This is a genomic window from Paenibacillus sp. J22P15 (assembly GCF_056269345.1).
In genome coordinates this window covers 292,714-313,032 of the sequence record NZ_JBWDNT010000005.1, presented here as the reverse complement: position 1 = coordinate 313,032, position 20,319 = coordinate 292,714, and the positions used below count along the sequence as shown (strand labels likewise).

The 20,319-nt window shown below is 42.7% G+C and carries 7 protein-coding genes; all 7 read right to left on the bottom strand.

Annotated features, from left to right (window positions below):
- Positions 1–183: 183 nt before the first annotated feature.
- The 7 genes from AC0YN6_RS14795 to AC0YN6_RS14765 all read right to left on the bottom strand — a co-directional run bounded on the left by AC0YN6_RS14795 (position 184) and on the right by AC0YN6_RS14765 (position 20,173).
- The gene (locus tag AC0YN6_RS14795) at positions 184–987 is read right to left on the bottom strand and encodes a carbohydrate ABC transporter permease (RefSeq protein ID WP_475747721.1); all 804 of its coding nucleotides are present in this window, start codon (positions 985–987) and stop codon (positions 184–186) included.
- Positions 984–1,862, bottom strand: coding sequence for a carbohydrate ABC transporter permease (locus tag AC0YN6_RS14790; RefSeq protein ID WP_475747719.1), 879 nt, complete (start codon positions 1,860–1,862; stop codon positions 984–986). The genes AC0YN6_RS14795 and AC0YN6_RS14790 overlap by 4 nt, the downstream gene beginning before the upstream one ends.
- 102 nt (positions 1,863–1,964) lie before the next feature.
- The gene (locus tag AC0YN6_RS14785) at positions 1,965–3,299 is read right to left on the bottom strand and encodes an ABC transporter substrate-binding protein (RefSeq protein ID WP_475747718.1); all 1,335 of its coding nucleotides are present in this window, start codon (positions 3,297–3,299) and stop codon (positions 1,965–1,967) included.
- Positions 3,300–3,408: 109 nt separating this feature from the next.
- Positions 3,409–4,962, bottom strand: a complete 1,554-nt coding sequence (locus AC0YN6_RS14780; RefSeq protein WP_475747717.1) for a response regulator transcription factor — start codon at positions 4,960–4,962, stop codon at positions 3,409–3,411.
- Positions 4,934–6,811, bottom strand: a complete 1,878-nt coding sequence (locus AC0YN6_RS14775) for a sensor histidine kinase (RefSeq protein ID WP_475747715.1) — start codon at positions 6,809–6,811, stop codon at positions 4,934–4,936. Before AC0YN6_RS14775 ends, AC0YN6_RS14780 begins: the two co-directional genes overlap by 29 nt.
- A gap of 159 nt (positions 6,812–6,970) precedes the next feature.
- On the bottom strand, positions 6,971–13,303 hold the full coding sequence (locus tag AC0YN6_RS14770) for a discoidin domain-containing protein (RefSeq protein WP_475747714.1): 6,333 nt from the start codon (positions 13,301–13,303) through the stop codon (positions 6,971–6,973).
- Positions 13,304–13,555: 252 nt separating this feature from the next.
- Positions 13,556–20,173, bottom strand: coding sequence for a discoidin domain-containing protein (locus tag AC0YN6_RS14765; RefSeq protein ID WP_475747712.1), 6,618 nt, complete (start codon positions 20,171–20,173; stop codon positions 13,556–13,558).
- Between the last annotated feature and the right edge of the window lie 146 nt (positions 20,174–20,319).

The window sequence follows — 20,319 nt, the reverse complement described above, 5'->3', positions numbered from 1 at the left end:
AAAACCTCCATTTGTTCGTTTTTTTCAACCTTTTCCTTACTCTTTCATCCTCCCAGCAATATACCCAATAAATGGTTTATATGAATTCATTTTAATTATAGAGCGCTTTCATTGCATTAACGATGGATAATATATGCCCGTTCATACTGGACTATATTTACCCGCTTCTATGCTTTCGCACTCTTACCCTTTCACAGCCCCTGACAACATACCCGACACGATATACTTCTGTCCGAGGAAGTAAACTAGAATAATCGGCAAAGTTGTTAAGACGATCACTGCACTAACGAGGTTCCAACTGGAAATGAAAGTGCCATAGAAATTATAAACAGCTAGAGTCATAGGACTATATGCTGATTTGTTAAGCACATAGAGTGGGATGATAAAGTCGTTCCAAGCATTCATGAAACTGATTAATACGGCAGTTATCGTCACCGGCATAAGCAATGGAAGCAGGATTCGAAAAAACAACTGCCAGCCGTTGCATCCATCAATGACAGATGACTCATCCAATTCTCTCGGCACCGAGCTGATAAACCCATAATAGAGAAATACTGAGAATGGGATCATTATCGCCGTATATAGTAGAATAATCCCTTGATAGGTATTCATAACATGCAAATATTGCATCACTTTGATCGTAGGAATCATATTTAGGGGGGCAATCAATCCGATAATGAAGAAATAATAAACGCCTTTGCTGAATGTTGTCCTTCTCCTTGCCAACACGAATGTCCCCATGGCCGCAGAGAAATTAGTCAGTACAACAGATCCAACCGTGATGATCAAACTGTTTAAAAACGCCCTGTCCAGCTTTCCCTTTTCAATCACTGTCCAATAATTCTCAAACATCCATTCTTTGGGAAGTGATAAATTCATTAAATCTGATTCAGCTTGCGTCTTTAACGAATTGATCAGTACGAGAAATAATGGAATCAATATCAATAAAGCAAGCACCCAAACTAATAGTTCTTTGATAACTCTCATTCGCTATCCACTCCCTTTCTTGTTAATAAAGTAAGGGTGGATAAAGCGACGACTGTGGTCAAGATAAATACAACAACGCCGAGCGCAGTTGCCATTCCATAGCGTCCCGCTGTAAACTCCCGGAATACCGCTGTATTAAGCACCTCAGTCACATTACCCGGGCCACCATTGGTAAGTACGAAGACGATATCAAATACTTTCAAGCCATTGATCAAATTTAAAATCAGATTCACCGTCAGTGCCGGTAAAATTAATGGCAAGGTGATGTGCATAAATTTCTTCACCTTACCCGCCCCATCAATCGCTGCGGCTTCATAGTATGATTTGGAGATCGTCTGCAACCCAGCTAGATAGATAATCATATTAAATCCGACAAATTTCCACGTTTCGACGGAAATCACAGAAGGCATTGCATATTTCAAATCAATGAGCCATCCTCTTGTCCACGAATCTAATCCGACTGTCGTCAGAAAACTGTTCATGATTCCATGGTTAGCGTGAAATATCGAGGCAAATATCAAACCGATAATAAGCGGAGAAATTGTCATAGGAATATAGAAGATCGTTCGCAGTGCATTTTTCGTCTTTAGCCCTTCATTTAGCAATAGTGCTAGAGACAATCCAAGAACATTTTTCAGTATTGTCGTGAATAGGGCGAAAATAGCTGTATTCCCGAAAAACTTTAAGTAAGTTTTATGTTCCGCGATCATCTGTTTAAAATTATCAAAACCGATAAAACGAACAATGTCAGTATACATATTCCAATCAGTCATTGCATAATAGAAGCTGAATAAACTTGGCACAAAAAACAAAATAGTATAAATGGCTAACGGTAATATCAGAAAATAATAGGGATAAACTTTTCTAGAATTCATCTATCGTCTCACATCCACTCTTCTGGAAATACGTATTAAAAGTTATGAAGGGCGGGATTGGCCGATGAGTTCATGCCTTTGCCCGCCCTTCAATCCCACTTACTATTCTATAATCTTGAACGATTTGTCTCTAAATTCGTCAAACTGCTTCAACACATCTTCCGGCTTCTTTAGTCCCAGGTACATATCTTGCATCCCTTTAGCAATCGTAGTATGATCAAAAAATTTGATGAATGACTCGAAATCAGGTCCCATCTTACCATTTGCATTCTCAACTACACTTTTGAACGCTTCAGTAGCAGGTCTTACATCGATGCCGTTCATCGAAGGATCACCTAAGTCGCCTCTTTCTTTATAGAAGGACACCAAATTCTCTTCCTTGGTTAAAAATTCAAAATATTGTTTCACTTCGTCAATGTTCTTCGAATGTTTGTTCACGCCTCGGATAACCCCTCCCGAGGAATGTCCAAACATTGTATTATCCGCAAGCGGGACAGGGAACATCTTCCACTTCTCGGCACCGCTCTCTGGATATTTCTCTGCTATTTCTTGTTGATAGGTTGTATAGACGAGTATCATCGCATACTTTCCGGTTCCTATGGCTTCATAGCCACTGTCCCAATCGTTGGACAATACGTTTTTACCGAAGTATCCCTTTTTATTCATATCATCCAATTGATTCAAAGCCTTCACTAGTAAATCTACATCAGCAAATTTAGCCTCGTTTGCATTTAATTTATCCGTCAATCCTGGACTTTCCTCATTTGCCATAACACCTAGTTCTGACAGCCAAAGTGGTAGATGCCATTCATCCTTCGCGTTATCATAGATCGGTGTAATGCCATTCGCTAGCAACTTTTCGTTAATTTCTATGAATTCAGCGTAATTTTTCGGGGGAGTCAATGAGAGTTTCTCAAATAGTTCAGGGTTATAAAGTATCCCCCAACCATCAACAGACCAAGTGTTCAAACCATATAAGGTTCCTTTGTAGGTCGCACCATCTTTAGCCCACTGTTTCATACTGGAAGCCCATGGTTCGCCGGATAAGTCAAGTAAATTCTTCTCAGGCTGATATGTTTCCATAACAATGCCCGAACGTAAGTACATGACATCCGGAGCTTCTCCAGTGGCCAATTTTGTCTTTAACACATTCACATATTGATCGTCCGGATTGACTTGGAAATCCACCTTAATTCCTGTTTCTTGTGTGAATTTATCAGCGAGACTTCGGTCGATATCCTTGATCCAGTTTTGTGATGCGCCGACAGAAATCGTTACGTTACTTTTTGGTGTTTCTGTCGGTGCGACTTTCTCTTGTCCGCCATCCCCCGTGTTACCAGGTTGAGAAGTAGGTACCTCAGTATTGCCACCGCATCCCCCAACGATCATAACCAATGCAACCATACAGGCAATAAACATTAAATAGTGCTTTCTCATTTGTGATTCCCCTCTCGTCTAATAGGTTATATCTGGATTTGACTTTATTATAAAGTGCTTTCAAAACGTTAACGATGGACAATGTATGCCGTTTCATGCTGGACTATATTTACGATCTTGTAGATTTGAAATCAGTCAGACTTTTTCCCGTTTCTTTCTTAAAAATTCTGCTGAAATAATCAGGATCTGGATAACCGACTAGAGCTCCAATACTGCGAAAGCTCATATCCGGCTTGTTGATCATAAGTTGAATCGCCTCGTTGATGCGTAATGAAATTAAGTATTTGATGGGTGTTGTGTTTTTATGTCTTTTATAAATTCGAATGAGGTGTGACGCATTGAAATTAAATTGTGTGGATATTTCACTGATAGTGATTGGGCTTGCGAAGTTGGTGTTAAGATAATCCTCGATACGATTGGCTAGTTCTTCAGTCCCCTCATTTCCCTTGTCTTCGTTGGAGGTAGTAATTTTCTCCAACGTAGACCAAACATCCCGGAAAACATCCTCGAAGTTGCAAGATAACGACAATTCAGCCAACAGTTTATCTTCTAGGCGGGAGACTTCATGATCTGTCAGCAATATGCTATGCTGCCGGAATATTTGAATCAATTGTCGAATTCTCATCTCCACCCATCTCTGGGGGAATGATTTTCTCTCCCATTCCTGGAATAGAAGACTCAGTTCTTGATGCAATTTTTCTTTTTTTCCGCTTTGAATAAGTGTTCCCCACTGCTGCTGAATTCTAATATCGAAACTTGCTGGAGGCACATTTCGTTCCGGTTCAGCCGGATCGAGCACCTGCGATTTCCCAAGTACAAGATTTTTTTCAAGCATAGTACGCAGATCATTTACAGCTAGTGACATATTACGCAGCAACACCGTATCAGCAGCCGGACATATCGTAATTGGGTAAGTCGTAATGTATTCGCAAACTTTTTTCAACAGCGAAAGCGCAATATATACTGGGCTCACGGTACTCTGACTGTCCACTTGAACAGCCAATAGTACTCCGTAGAATGGGCTTTGCTCTACTAGGCACCAATTCAGTTTCCCCAATACTTCCGAAACCGCATTATTCATCTCCGTTCGCAACCACGATTCTGGATACAAACTTGTTTGTTTCAGCAAATTCGCGAGACTTGGAAGATGTCCGATTTGTATAATAAATAGTAAGTATGACTCATCAACAAGGGACACTTGACTTAAAGATGATCTTGGATCGTTTATGGCTGCTGTAACTCTTTCAAGGACAGTAGCCTGTTTTTCTAAATCTAACGATTCCCGGATGCGATTTAACGTTTCAGCCAACGCTACTTGTTTAAGCGGTTTCAATAAATAATCCTTTACTCCGAAACGAAGAGCCTGCCGAGCGTATTCAAATTCGTCATGGCCGCTAATTACAACAATGTAAATCTGAGGATGTGAATCTATGACACGTCGAATAAGCTCCAACCCATCCATACGGGGCATATGAATGTCCGTAAACAAAACAGACGGCTTAATTAAATCAATGATTTCCAACGCTTCAAGTCCATTTTTAGCACGCCCAATCACTTGAAAACAAGGATCGGTTCGTTCAATTTTGCTGATGATATTGTCTAGTATAATTAATTCGTCCTCTACAACGACAACTTTATAGGTTATGTTTGTCGAATGGATCATAAGATACTTCTCCCTCCGTTTCACTTGTAGTATCCTTATGTCTGCTCATAGGTCCGCCTATAATGACGCATGCTCCTCCATCAGGATGATTGGACGCTTGAAATATGACTTCCTCTCCGAAGAGTAGATACAGCCTGGCATATATATTCTCTAGTCCCAACCCTTTCCGTTTCCCTGCGATATCGTCCTGGGACTGCTTCATATACATTTTCGGCTCAAAGTTGCGTAAAGACTGCAGCACTTCCTCAGGAAAACCATCCCCATTGTCCTTAATTAGGATCGTCCAATGGTTCCCTGATCTTCTTCCAACAAGATCGACGTTCCAAGGAGACAAGCCATGTATCCCATATTTCAAACAATTTTCCACAATCGGTTGAATCACTAGCTTCGGCAAATAACAAGATGTGATATCAGGATCTAGATCGATCGAGTATTTCAAATCTTCATCGAAGCGAATTTTCATTAATGAGAAATAGTTTGACGTATAACTAATTTCGTCTGCAATTGTCACTTGCTCCGTACTCTGTGAGAGAATATACCTTAGCATTCCGGACAAATGGTCGCAGATTTGCGTGATTTTCACCTGACCGTTATCTTCGGCGATAATACTAATCGTAGTTAAGGTGTTGTAAAGAAAATGCGGATTCATCTGCGATTGCAATGCAACAAGACGAGCGTGCATTTCTTGCGAACGAGACAAGAGCGTTTCTTCAACAGAGTTTTGTAACCGTGTGAGCATTCTACTAAAAGATACTTCAAGCCCATCCAGTTCGTTTAATTCACTTTTCGTTTCTAATGGGTAAGAAGTAAGTTCAGCCAAACTCATCGAGCGAATCGATCTATGAATCCTTTTGATCGGTAAGGTCAATCCTCTAGATACAAAAAATGACACGGTGAGCGTAAGCAGTAAGATTCCGATTACGACTAGTAACATTAGATTACGTAATGATGTTACTGGCTGAAGCAGAGAGGATTCCGATTGTATGGCAACCACCGTCCATCCCGTGTATGCGGAACGTGTATAAGCCAAAAGTTCATTTTTTTGATGCGATACATTTTTGGTGTTGAAATAGCCAGAAGGCGCGGACAGTTCTTTCACAACATCCCAATAGAAGCTATTACTAATTAACGCTTGCCTTTGGTACGGGTAAATTAATTCGCCACGTTCATTATAAATATAGATCACTTTCTTATCGGTCTGCCCCACCATTAACTCACCGATGAACCGTTCGATCGATTGGTAGTTTTGCTGCACTTCCACGATTGCTTTCCGTTTTGAACCTGCATCCCATCCAAACACGCGAGATAATGAAATTACAGTTTTATCATAAGACCCCCAATTGTCGGTATGAGGTACAGATATGTACTTATTCCCATCAAGCTTATACGTTTCACTTACCCAATCCAATTCTGAAATTTTCTCCTGTGGAAAATTGGTGACATGCGAGTTATCACCTATTCCAATGAATCGACCACTCTGATCGAAAATATTAATTTGCCAGCCCAATTGCAGAGGTCCCATGACAGATAATATAACACTATTGATTTGCCGCTGTGTGGTAAACAGAACCGATGTATCAGTAACATCTTGATCCTGAAAAAAAAGATCCCTAATCGAATTTAAATAGATGATTTTAACGGAGATGTTGTTAAGGTCGGTAATCATCGAATCAAGTTTATTTGCAATATAAACCGACGATTGATACATCGACTCCGAGGCTTTCTTCGTCAATGTATCTGCTAGATAAAGATAGAAAACAAGCGAGAATACAACCACAATGGTAACAACCAAGATAGAATACGTGACAAAAAGCTTATTTTGAATCGTTTTGAATTTTGGTATTCGCACAGATTCCCCCTACTTTCATATTTGATCGATAACAGTAAAAAACAGCCCAGAACGCAATGTATCTAGGCACGTTTTGGGCTGTTTCTATTACTTTACCTGCTGTTATTCTAACTTTCAAGTACAAAAGGGAAAGGCATTGCACCTTCCCCCCATTCGTAGTTAGCCTAGTATCAACCTAGCAACTGCTGCAAGGTCAGCAATGTCGATTTTATCGTCACCGTTCATATCCGCTTTTTCATACATAGCCCATTCTGCATCAGCAGAAGTCTTTCCATAACCAACTGCGATGAGAGCGAGATCACCGATACTGATTTTACCGTCTCCATTTAGATCACCAGAAGCCGCTACATTCACGGAAGCTTTAAATGCTTGCAACGCTGCTTGTAACTGATTCATCGCTTGCTCCACTTGATCTTGAGTAGCCCCTCCTTGACCCTCTACTGCCTTAGCACGATCAATTGCCGCTTGCAATATCGCTTTCGAACCAGCAGGATACTGACCAATTCTAGCTCCTTCTAACGCTGCATCATGCGATGCTTGCGCACTCGTAATAAGTGCTCGCAATGCCGCTTTATCCACTGCGATAATTTGAATCGTATACGGGGAACCATTGTTCACCGTCGTTTCGATTCCGCTTGCACCCGCAACAGCTGCGTCGGTTAAGAAAATGGCGCTCGTTGCGTTTTGGCCAACCGCTTTGGCCTTGAAGTGCAGCCTCAACAAATTAGTCGTATCCGTTATCACACTTCCCGCCCCTGTGCTTGCCATAAGGAATCGGACTTGACCTGATCCCTCTTTTTGTCCGATGACCTTAAATCCGTTTTTCAGCGCATCCACAGAAAGGAATTCTAATTGAGTCGGGTCATAATGAATGGTTAGATCCATCGAATAGATCGCATCGGTCACATTATCTAAGCCAAGATAAGTACTGAAAGGAGCTCCAGACTGAACCGAAGACGGGCCCGTATACGTAGCAAGAGGAGGGCTTGTCGGTTCAGTCGACGACCTCACCGTGACCGAGCTGCCGTCACTGGTCGCTTCTATCGTTTGCGAATTCGTTCCTGCACTGTTCTTAACGTTAATTTGGAAGGTTATTACACCTAGTGGGTCCGTGCCATCCAATACATACATCGCCGTGTTCACCCATACATCGTTAGAATGTATCGACGTAAAAGTCGCTGGATCTTTGCCGTTAATTTTGAAATTGTCAAGCTTTGATACTTGCTCCGTCGTATTGAACGTCAGCGTAACCGTATCACCAGTTACCGCGGAGGAACTGTCCCCCGCATGATCCGAAGCGATTTGTACGTTGCTGATCGTTACAGGTGCCTGGACTTGATTCGTTATTGGGATAATAATAACTCCCTCAGAGCCATCTCCGGATTTAGACATAGCTCTTGCTACCACAACGCCATTATTTTGGGGAGTCAGAACTCCCTTATTACTAATGGTAGCTATATCACTTGGACTTCCATCAAGGTTTACTACACTCCATTCAATATTACTGTCTGATGAATTCAATTGTAATGTAACGCCATTTTCCGTGATTGAAGAACTACCGTCAGCTGTGGTAACAGCGATCAGATGGGATGGCGAAGTGTACATTTTATAGTAATTATTTGAAGTGTTTGAAAGATTCATCACTACAGTATTTGTGTAGTTTTTAGGGATACTTATATGCTTAAATTTATTAAACCAACCTTCGCTTGGATATCCCCATTGATTATTGATATTAAGGGTAACCGTTTGGTCTTCGTTTACACTGGCACGAACAGATCCATTCCCATTTCCTTGTACAGAAAGCACTGCATCCGTAGTGTCGAAGCCCATTTCCGCATAATATACACCAGTCTTTGATGATCTAAAATCGTTGGTTCCTCGTCCACCAGGATCAGGTGTTCCTTTATAATATGAATAGTAGAACTCTTTATCATCATCCTTCCATTCCATTGTAGGTTTGACCCCATACTCACGTTTCCATTCGATTTCTTTTGCTGCTGTACCTACAAGTCTACCAATCTGATGGTCAGGATAATTGCTAAAATAACCTTGACGCTCCCAAGAAATGGAACTTGCATCTGAGACCAACGTATAGGATACCCCTTCTTCATAATATGAATTTATTGTTGAGGCGTTGCCTAATGTGTACTTCGTTTCAATTCTGCCGTTAGAGAATATTGTTAAAGTAAATGTAATACTACCAATACTGCTATAGTTACCGTTTATTGTAACGATAACGGCATTTCCTGTAGTCTGTTGATCTATACTAGTCAATGTCCACGTTCCCACAGCTGTTTCTCCGAGATTTAGGTCGGGACCTCCAACCAACACCGATTCCCCGTTAAAGGTTCCACTCGTTATTTTACCTGTTGATTTACTAAACGTGAGATCAAAACTATTACCAGAAACAGTGATTTCGTTTGTATTATCTGTAACTGTAGGCGCATCACCATATCCATTTACAAAAAGGTAATTTGGATTTCCGATTGTGACCACATTTGTCACGACATTTCTTTTCTTACCGTTTGTTGTCTTATAAAAATCCAATGTAATCTTGTCGCCAATTTGCCAACCTATTACGGGTGCAGGTACTGAAATAGAACCTGACTGTTTTGGTGCAATATCGCTTTGGACGATTCCATCTTCTACGGTACTGCCGTCTTCTGCAAGAATGGTATATTGGATTTCAAAATCACTGTCACTAAAGTTTACGGTTTCATACCTGTTCTCATATTGCAACTGCAATGGCATATTTGCTCCAGGATAATCAACCGCTTTGGTTCCTTTATACTGGACCGGAGAGTATACGTTTTTAGTTGCCCAGATTTCAGGCTTATCTCTCCCCCAAACATCCAGTTGCCCCCAAGTGGTATTGCCAACGACTTGATTTTTACCTTCATAAGCATTATCCATTACATCCCAAATTCCGCCGCCAATAATATTAGGATTAGCGTACATATTTTCCCATATTTTGATTACCTGGTAGTAATTTTCTCTGTAGCCAGGATCAAAAGGGATGTTAGCATCACTATAGCCATGGGCATATTCATCCCATAATTCTGGTCTGTTGCCTCTATTGCCATCATATTGATAGTGATTGCTATGAATGTCTATATTCGTAAAGTTAGTAGGTACATAGTTACCCCAAGATGCAATTGTCGGGATTGAAGGATCTACAGCCTTAACATAATTTGCTAAGTTTGCAACATTGGGGCCCCATTTTGATTCGTTGGAAAGTGACCATATGACGATACTCGGATGGCTGCGATCCTTTTCAACCATTTCACTTACCGTGTGCAACATAGAATTCTTGTATAAAGCACTGCTTTCCATTGCAGGATTTGAACCAGTAAGAAAACCCGATCCGCTAAAAGTAATGGAATTTTCCTGTTCTACAAAAATGCCCAGTTCATCGCAAAGATCTAATATACGATCAGAAAGTGGATAGTGGGATGCTCGAATGTAGTTAATATTATTTTGCTTTAGTTTTTCTAGCAGCATTTTATCTACTTCAAAGTCATAAGTTAGTGGCTCTCCGCCATAAACAGTCAAGTAATTTACACCACGTAATTTTGTAGGGACGCCGTTTATATTAAACACATCATTACCATTACTGTGCGTAATGTCTATTTGTCTAAACCCTATCTTTTTTACTACCGTTTCGACAATTTCTCCGTTCACCTCAAACTTAGCTGTAAGCGTGTATAGGTTAGGGTGATCAGCATCCCATTTGGCCGGGCTGGTAATCGTAGTCGAAACGTTGCTATCTGTAAAGGAAGCGCTTATCGGAACAGATGAAGCAGCACCAAGAGGTACATCATTCCCATCCTTATCCGAAAGTGTTAAATTGACAGAAGCCGTGTCTCCCGGTTGTATAAATGCATTTGTACTAATTTGAAGTATTGCATTATTGTAATCGGAGTCAAGTTTTGTATTTGCGTGCACTCTATTTAAGAAACTCTGAGGTTTGGCATACATCGTTACATCACCGAGTATACCTCTAAAGCTGCGCAACTCAATAAATTGTAAACTATCTCCTCCCGTGGCTGTTACTGAAACCGTAATCCAGTTATTTTCACCAGGAGTTACATAGTTTGTAATATCGCCATCCCAAGCATTAAAAGCCCCCATGTGTTCACGGACATATTGCCCATTAACCCATACTCTAGCGTAATTGAAAGCCTTATCTATGCGTAAAAATATTTTTTTGTCTGAAAAATCGGCAGGAACGAATATTTTCTTTTTGTAAGCCATTTCCAAATTGTCGTTTTTTATAAATTGAGCAGTTCCATAGTGTCCTTTCCAGTCAGGATCATAATTCGGAGCAAATACAGGAACTCCCTGTGAGTCTAAGTCACCGGGTACTTTTACTGTATTCCAAGAAGAAAGGTCGGTAGAATTTTTCCAAAAACCGTTTTGTGGGAACAATGTAAAATCCCACTCTCCGTTCAAAGAAACAATTGGGTTTGAAACACCAGCTACTTCTGCAGGCATAGGATTAACAACGACACGTTCGTATACCGTTGTTGCAGGGTCAGCATACATCGGAACTACCGGAACTAGAGCGCTTGGCTTGCCTATAACTTCTATTTCGCTTATTCCGAATTTTTTACCCGCATTTAAGCCGATTGTCTTTATTCTCATATATCTGCGATGCGTTTCAAGATTAGGAATGACATGATCCTTTGAAGACATATATCCAGATGAATTAGTAAAATAGGTATACCAAGAAACATTATCAGGCGATGTTTGAATCATATATTTATAGTTTGAACTATCATCAGTCCAATGAATATTAACGTTAGAAAAATCAATGTCAGCGCCAAAATCAATCTTCAACCACTCTCCGGCATTATTAGTATTTGGTTGCCAATACGTAGTTGGATTGTTATCAAATGCATAGTTTACATTGCTGCCCGTTTTCGTTGAAGATGCAGTATAGGTTTTACCATCAGCTAAATTTTCTGTAGTATAGATAAATCGGTAGGAATCTGAAAATGTACCGTTATCGCCTAAGCTATACGCTGTAATGATTGTATGTCCTGTTATTATAATCGGAGTCGAATAGAGTATTTTCGTAGCAGATGTCTTCGGATCACTTCCGTCAAGAGTATAATAAATACTCGTATTTTCCATATGGCTTATTAGAGATACGACAGTTCCGCTAGTTACAATTCCAGAAGGTATATTGGATTCCACTTTGCGGATAGAATAGTTGAATCCCACTATATTCGAATTTACCTGTCCGCTTTTCTCGGCGTAGGCTTTAATAGTCATATCTTTATCCACAATAATAGGACCAGTATATGTTAATTTAGATAGGTTTGTAGTTGGGTCACTACCATCAGTTGTATAGTATATTGTACTTCCTGAAATAGTTGTTAGCACAACTTGGTCACCCTTAATAAGTACCGTATCTGAAGCTAATGAACTTTGAACATCCGGTACCTTCCCTAAATAATAGAGTTCAAGATCTAGTATTGCAGGCCAAGATGCAGAGGCCTGATTGACCATTTCAAATTTGACATACGAAGCAGTAACAGGCGTAAACGAAACCATTATGTCGGCTCTTGATGCTTTTTCATTTGGAGTAACGACATGATCAACTGCTTCTGACCAACTCGAACCATCACTTGAATACAAGATTCGAAATTGTCCTATTTTCTCATCTTGAGGCCATGAGCTTGCGCCCCACCCCTTCAACATTACTGAATCAAAGGTTTGCTCTGATTTTAGCTTAAGCGAAAGGTTAAATGGTTCTCCTTTACTTTCTTGTGCATAGCTTTGTAGACTACCGTCTACAGCATGTGAAGCAGGATGACCGGAATATGGCGGTTTATCCATGCTTGCTGTGCTGCCTAAAGCGTAATTTACATAACTAGATAAATTTACAGATTGTTTATAAACGTATAATTCATCAATCGTCATCCAGGCAGCAGCCGATGGAAATCTAATCATGACATAACGTGCAGCTTGGGGGGTGTCCGGCAGAAAATAGATATCACCGGCTGTCGTTAGTAATGATGTGTCTAGCGTGCCTAACTGACTCCAGTTTACATTGTCATTTGAAATATGAATACTGAAGTCCGAGAAAGCTTGAGTCCCAAGTCTGCCTAAAACCACCATGTTAATTGATTGGGATGAGCCCAGATCGGTCGTTATTTTCCAATCCGTTATAGGCTTATCACCAACCTGTACAAAACTATCTCGTTGACCCGTGTTAATTCCAGTAATATTTCTTGCACCGTCAGTTAGATTAGTAAGATCATGAGCAAAATACGCTTCACCACTAGGCATACCAGTAGCTGTAGAACTTCTTCCCAAGGCAATGTTTTTCATGGAATCCATGTCTAAGCTACTTGGCTGAGTATTCGTGATGCTTGTATTGATTATGGTTGCCGCGTACGCAACGTTTGTACCACTATTGTGATACATCATTGAGAATAGAATTGTTACTATACACAAGACTACCGTACATCTACTTTTCCACATATTTAAATCTCCTTTCAAATTTGGAAATTCATTAATGAAAAACTTAGGTAGAATGATAGAAGCAAGAGATGCTACAAGTTAAGATTCCAGTAGCATTCCAATAATTGTAATGAAGTGAAGGCATTACATTTCTGACTTGGTTTATTCTGAGTTGATATAAAACGTTTTCATTTCATTTTCAATTATCTTCCTCTTTCATCCTTTCGATAATAAGATAAGGGAGAAGATAGTGCACCTTCCCCCCATTTGTATTTAGCCTATGATCAAACTTGCAATAGCAGCAACGTCAACGATGTCTATCTTACCATCACCGTTCATATCCGCTTTTTCATACAGAGCCCAGTCCGCATCTGCAGAAGTCTTTCCATAACTCGCTGCGATAAGACCAAGATCACCAATGCTGAATTTACCATCTTCATTGAGGTCACCAGAAGCCGCTACATTCACGGAAGCTTTAAATGCTTGCAACGCTGCTTGTAACTGATTCATCGCTTGCTCCACTTGATCTTGAGTAGCCCCGTCTTGACCCGCTACTGCCTTAGCACGATCAATTGCCGCTTGTAATATCACTTTCGAACCAGCAGGATATTGACCGATTCTCGCTCCTTCTACCGCTGCATCATGCGATGCTTGCGCACTTGTAATAAGTGCTTGCAATGCCGCTTTATCCACTGCGATAATTTGAATCGTGTACGGGGAACCATTGTTCACTGTCGTTTCAATTCCGTTTGCACCCGCAACCTCTACATCGCTTAAGAAGATGGAGCTCGTTACGTTTAGGCTAGCCTCTTTGGCCTTGAAGTTCAGTTTCAATACAGGAGACGTGTGCTTGATGGCACCTCCGGACCCAGCAGCTGCCATCACAATTTGCACCTTACCTTCTCCTTCTTTCTCCCCTGCAATCGAAAATCCACTTTGCACGGCTTCGGCTGATAGGAATTCTACTTGAGTCGGGTCATAATGGATCGTTTGACCTAGTGCATAAACTTGGTCTGATACATTACTCAACATATAGGTCACATCGAATGTGTCCCCTGCAATGACGCTCGTCGCTCCGGTGGCTGTTACAGTGTAGCGAGCTTCGATAAATGTCAGCGCAACCATTGCGTGACTTAATGCATCTGTTGCTGCGTCCACTTGATCTTGCGTAGCTTCTACGTCCGCTTCCATTACTTTTGCGGCTGCAAGAGCTACTTCAAATGCTAACCATGTGTCCACTGTGTAATTATTCTCGGACAATAACTCCGCAGCAGCAATAAGATCTCTTAATGCATCTTTCTCGATCAAGACTTTGATTACTCTGTAGACAGCTTTTACTCTAAGTTCAGTTCCTTGCACCGTACCATTAACAGTGAAAGTACCTTCCTCTGCAACCATCTCCCGTGTAATTTCATCCCATTCAACATCTACAAATGCTGTTGTCCCATCGTTATATACAGCTTCAACTTGTGCAGGGAGTGTTGGGATTTCATCTACACTCGTTTCCACAGCGACCAATTTGTAGTCTACAATTGTTTTCACAAATGGTTGCTGTGCTTCGAACACCTCAAATTCCATCAGACCCGGGTTATACGCTATCTTAACAATATTTAACTTAAGCCAAGCGGTTTTTATTGGCGTATCAAACTTTATTATATTATCGCCCGCAGCTTTTAAGCCGGATAACTCCATTGACCCGCCGTCCCATTCAAGTGTTGCGTTAGTAAACCAATCCGCGGGGGAGTTCTCTCTTTCTACCAGATTAATACCGCTTATATCAACCCCTTCTTTAAAGTCCAACATAATCCACGGATCACCCAAACTTCCATTGCTAGCCCAAGCTGTTGCCCGGTTTCCGTCAGTTGCATTTTTTGCTGCATATTGAGATTCATTGAACGATGAGCTTGCCGTAACCTTTGCCATACCTGCAATATTATTTCCCATCACTTCGGAATATTGCACCGCATAATTGTTTCTTGTATCCGAAAGCTTGATGACAACGTTATTGCTGTAATTCGCGGGCACCCCGACTGCTCGACTCGGCGCGTTGGAAAGCGATTGGGTAATTGGATAGCCCCAGGCATTGTTGATGTTGAGGCGAACCGTCTTATCGGGATTCATCACAGCGCGGATAGAACCCTTGCCATCGCCGTAGGTGGAAAGAACCGCACCCGAACCTTGGTAGCCTACCTCGGCATAATAAAGTCCATGCTTGGAGGAACGGAAGTCGGTGGTGCCACGTCCTCCCTGATCACCCCTGCCAAAGCTGTAGAAATCCTTGTCATCATCCTTCCAGCCTTTGCCAACCGGCTCCACGCCAAATTCGCGTTTCCACTCCGTTTCTTTATATGCCGTGCCAATCGGACGGCTTGCCTGATCCTCCTGATAGCCGACAGCATAGCCTTTGCTGATCCATGAGAGCGTCTCGGCAGTTGCAGGCAAATCATAGGCAACACCTATTTCCAATGTAGTGAATGCCCCGTTTTGCAGTGTATAAGCTGTATCAATTTTTCCTCCGGCATCGATGCTCAGAGTAAAGGTACAATCCAGTGTGCCGTACACACCTTTAATGATGATCACGGCTTTATCGTTTTGCTCTTTGGCGGAGATGCTTTTCTGCGTCCAGGCTCCTTGATTGCCCAGGTTATTGCTCAGGTGAGGTCCGCCGGTGAGAACGGTTTGTTCCTTATAGGTTCCTTCTGTAATTTTTCCCGTAGCCTTGCTAAAGGTAATCTTAAAATCCTTGCCGGTTACCACAATGGAGGAGTCGTCCTCGGTAATCCCGGGAGCCGGTCCTTCGACGTCATCCACCGTGTAAACGGAGTCTCCAAGGGTAACCTCATTCGCTACCACAATACGGCGGATGCCTGCGGTGGTCTTGTAAAACTCAATACGCACCTTGTCACCAAGTTTCCAGCCGGCGGCGGGAGCGGGAACAGAAATTTGGCCTTCCTCCTTGGGAGCGATATCGCTGTTCAGTGTTCCCATCTGTTCCCCGTTGATGGAATAGAGAATTTCAAAATCATCGTCGTCAAACGCCACGGTTTCATAACGGTTTTCATAAGGCAGCTTCAAGGCACTTTTGGATTCGGGAACGGGAATTGATCCTTTGCCCTTGTATTGCGGCGGAGCGTAAACTGTTTTTGTCGCCCAGTATTCTGGTTTTTCACGACCCCAGACGTCCACCATTCCCCAGTTTCCGTTGCCCAGCACATGCGTTTTTCCTTCGGTAACATTATCCGTATAGTTCCAGATAGCGCCCCCAATGCGTTGGGGATGGCTGTACATTTTCTCCCAATTATGGCGGATAATTTCATAGTAGCTGTATCTAAGACCCGGGTCTACTTGGATCTGCCCTTCGTTGCCCATATAATTATGGGCATATTCATCCCAAAGAATGGGCTTATCGAAATAGTTGTATTCGCTTTCTGCATCCAGATAATGGCTGCTAAATAAATCCGTGGATGTATGATCGTCAAAGATATAATCATACTCCGCGTTTACATTGAAATTAGTCATAAGCTTGGAGTATGAGAATATGGTCGGGATGGTGGGGTCAACTGCCCGGATGTATTCGGCGGCCAATTTATGGTTAGGGCCCCAGAAGCTCTCGTTACCTGTGGACCACATAACAATACTAGGATGGCTCATATCCTTTTCCACCATTTCGGCTGCAGTACCGATAATATAATCCTTAAAGATGGGATCTTTGTTAATCGTCATCCCAAAACCAAACATACCCGCGAAGGTGATGGAGTTTTCCTGCTCCACATAAATGCCAAGCTCGTCACAGATTTCAAGAGCTTCAGTGGACATGGGATAGTGGGAGATACGGATAAAATTAACATTCATGGCTTTGATTTTTTCCAGAAGCATTCTTTCCGTTTCAATGCTGTAAGATGGACCGTCATTGCCATAAACAGTATGGTAGTTAACACCCCTGAGCATAGTGGGAATTCCGTTGACGGTAAACTTCTTATATCCGTCATCGCCCATTTTCACGGCAACCTCGCGGAAGCCGATTCTCTTAGACAAGGTTTCGACGACCTGCCCGTCAATCTTCAGCTCGGCTGTCAAATCATATAGATAGGGATGCTCATCATCCCATTTCTCAGGACTTGCGACGGGAATATCAACTTTAAAGTCAGTAAAAGATTTATCAATAGAAAGGACATTGGGTGTCAGCGGCACGGCCTTGCCATCCCTATCTTTTAATGTCATCTCCACTTCTGCATCTACGCCGTCATTTAAAAAAGCATTGGCCATCACAGTGAGAGTCGCATTGTTATAATTCTCATCCAACGAAGTTTTCACATGCAGGCGGTTGAGATAATTTTTGGGTGCGGCGTACATGTTAACTTCTCCTAATATGCCACGGAATGAACGCAGGCCGATAAAGCCCCATTCATAACCATTGGCGCCGCCTTCGGCGGTAACAGAGATGGTCACCTGATTTTTCTGTCCGGGGACGACAAAATCAGTGATATCGGCATCCCAGGCATTATATTCGCCGCGGTGGTCCCGCACAAACTGTCCATTTACCCATAGGCGGGCATAGCTGAACGCTTTGTCAATGCGCAGGAAAACCTTCTGTCCGTTAAAATCGGCGGGAACATCAATTTCTTTTTTATATGCCATTTCCAGATTGTTGCCGGGATAGAAGGGAGCGTTTCCATAGTTGCCGTACCAGTTTGGGTTGTCAGGGAAATAGACAGGTATGCCCTGAGCATCCAGCTCACCCGGAATCTTGGCTTTGTACCAGCCGGTCACGTCGGTGGAATTTCTCCAGAACCCGTTCTGGGGCTTGAGTGAGAAGCTCCATTCACCGTTCAGGCTGACAACCGGGTTTTTCACGCCCTCAACCGCAGCCGGAATGGGGTTGACGACCGGGCGCTCCAAAATGTCGGTAGACGGATCCTTATATGTAGGCACATAAGCTGCCGGACTGCTTGTCTTACCGAGAATTTCAACGTCGCGGATACCAATTTCCTTGCTCTTCGCAGAACCTAAAACACGGATACGCATAAAGCGCTGATGAGTATCCACATAAGGGATGATATGCTCGTCGGAGCCGAGCTCACCGGCTCTTTGAATATAATAGTTGTGCCAGGCGATTCCATCGGTGGAAACCTCCACAATATACTGATAGTCCGCGTCCTTGTGCAGCCAGTTGATTTTCAGGTTGGCAAAATCATAGAATTCGCCGAAATCAAAGCTGATCCATTCGCCCGAATTTTGCGAGCCGGGTTTCCAGATGGTCTGAGGATCATTGTCCTTCACATTTTCAGGACCAAACCCGTCAGCGGAGGATTTCGCCGTAATAGTGGCGCTTTCAACCGAATTTTCCGTAGCGTAAGCAAAGGTATAGGCTTGCGTGGTTTTGCCGCTCTCTGCCTTCGAATAGGCGTTGATTTCAGTGTATTGGTTGATAGTTATCGGAGCAGTGTACTGCTTTTTGGTGGATGAAAGCGTCGGGTCGCTGCCGTCGTCGGTATAGAAAATATCCGCATTCGGCAAATGGCCGGTCAAAGTCACCTGCGTACCTTTTGCCACCATACCCGGAGCAGGGTTGGCGTCAATATACCTCATGAAATAGACATAATTGCTAACCACGCTGTCGCTCATACCGTCTTTGACAGCATAGGCGCGTATGGTAACGTCACCGGTAATTTCAATAGGGTTCTCATAAGTTTTTTTGCTTTGGGAGGTTCTCGGGTCGCTGCCGTCGACGGTGTAGTAAATAACCGCGTCCTCATAAGCACGGAGAGTCACTACATCGCCCTTTACAAGGGTGGTATTGGTATCAGCGCTGCTGACGACCGGCGGAGTTGTTGTGGTGTCGTAAATCTCCAATTCCAGAATAGCGGACCAGGCGTCTGCCTGAAGGGATTCAAATTTGAAATATTTGGTCGTCACAGGCTTGTCAAACGTATAGATGGAATCGGTCTTTTTTTCCGCTTCCGTAAGCGTGTGCTCGGCGATACGGTTCCATGTTTCTCCATCGTCTGAAATCGAGATGCCATATCTCAGTATTCTCTGATCCTGTTTGAAAAAGTCGTTATACCAGCTTTTTAAGACAACGGTATTAAACTGCCGCTTCTCCGGAAAGGCTAGGGTCAAGTCAAATGGCTGACCATTATTGGCCTGCACATAGGTGGACAAATCCCCGTCTGTCGCCAGACCGGCGGATGCGTGGTGCTGGTGGGCTGGCTGACTTATAGAAATACCGCTGCCCAGCGCTATGTTTGAGAAGCCAATAGTCGTTACTTCTGGCACAGTTGATTTAGAGGAGTAAACTTCCAGCTCGTCGACAGTGTTCCAATCTACTGTACCCGGCGCATAAATCCGGACATACCGGGTTCTTACATCCACTTCCGGGATAAAATAGACATCCGCCTTGCTGCCTTGCGGCTCAAGTTCGGCGGTGCCTAGTTGTTTCCAGGACTGTTTGTCGTCAGAAACCTGAATCTGATAATTTTTAATATTGTTTTTATAAGCCTCTGGATAGTTTTCAGCCGTCAGATCGACCTTGCCAAGCACCACGGCCTCTATCGAGCGGATGCTTTCCAAATCAACGGTAATAATCCAATCCCTGCTGCCTGTGGTTTGAGTAAAGCTGCTGGGCTGGGCAAAGCTGTTGCGAATACCGTTGGTGACCGCCGAAATCGGGCGATCCTTATGGATGGGCAAATTGGATTCAGCCTTTTTATTGAGCGCAACATTTGTTCCCTGCAAACTGGCGGGTTTTTCAAAGGAAATGGCAGTCGGAATAATTTCCATTTCAATTGCGGCAGCCATGGGTAGGTCCGAATTCGCAGAAACCGGAATCGCGGACAATAGGACCGAGATTGCTATGAACAGTGCGCCAATTGACTTTCTCATTTTTCTCATGATTAAAACGACCTCCTGATTTTCGTCTGCCCTAACTTTCCCGGACGGATCGATCAGTTTGCAAATCGATCCGTCCGTGTCAGTTGGTAGTGCTATCATCTGAATATCTATTGTTTATATTGGTCAGGGTACTTTCTCAATAACTA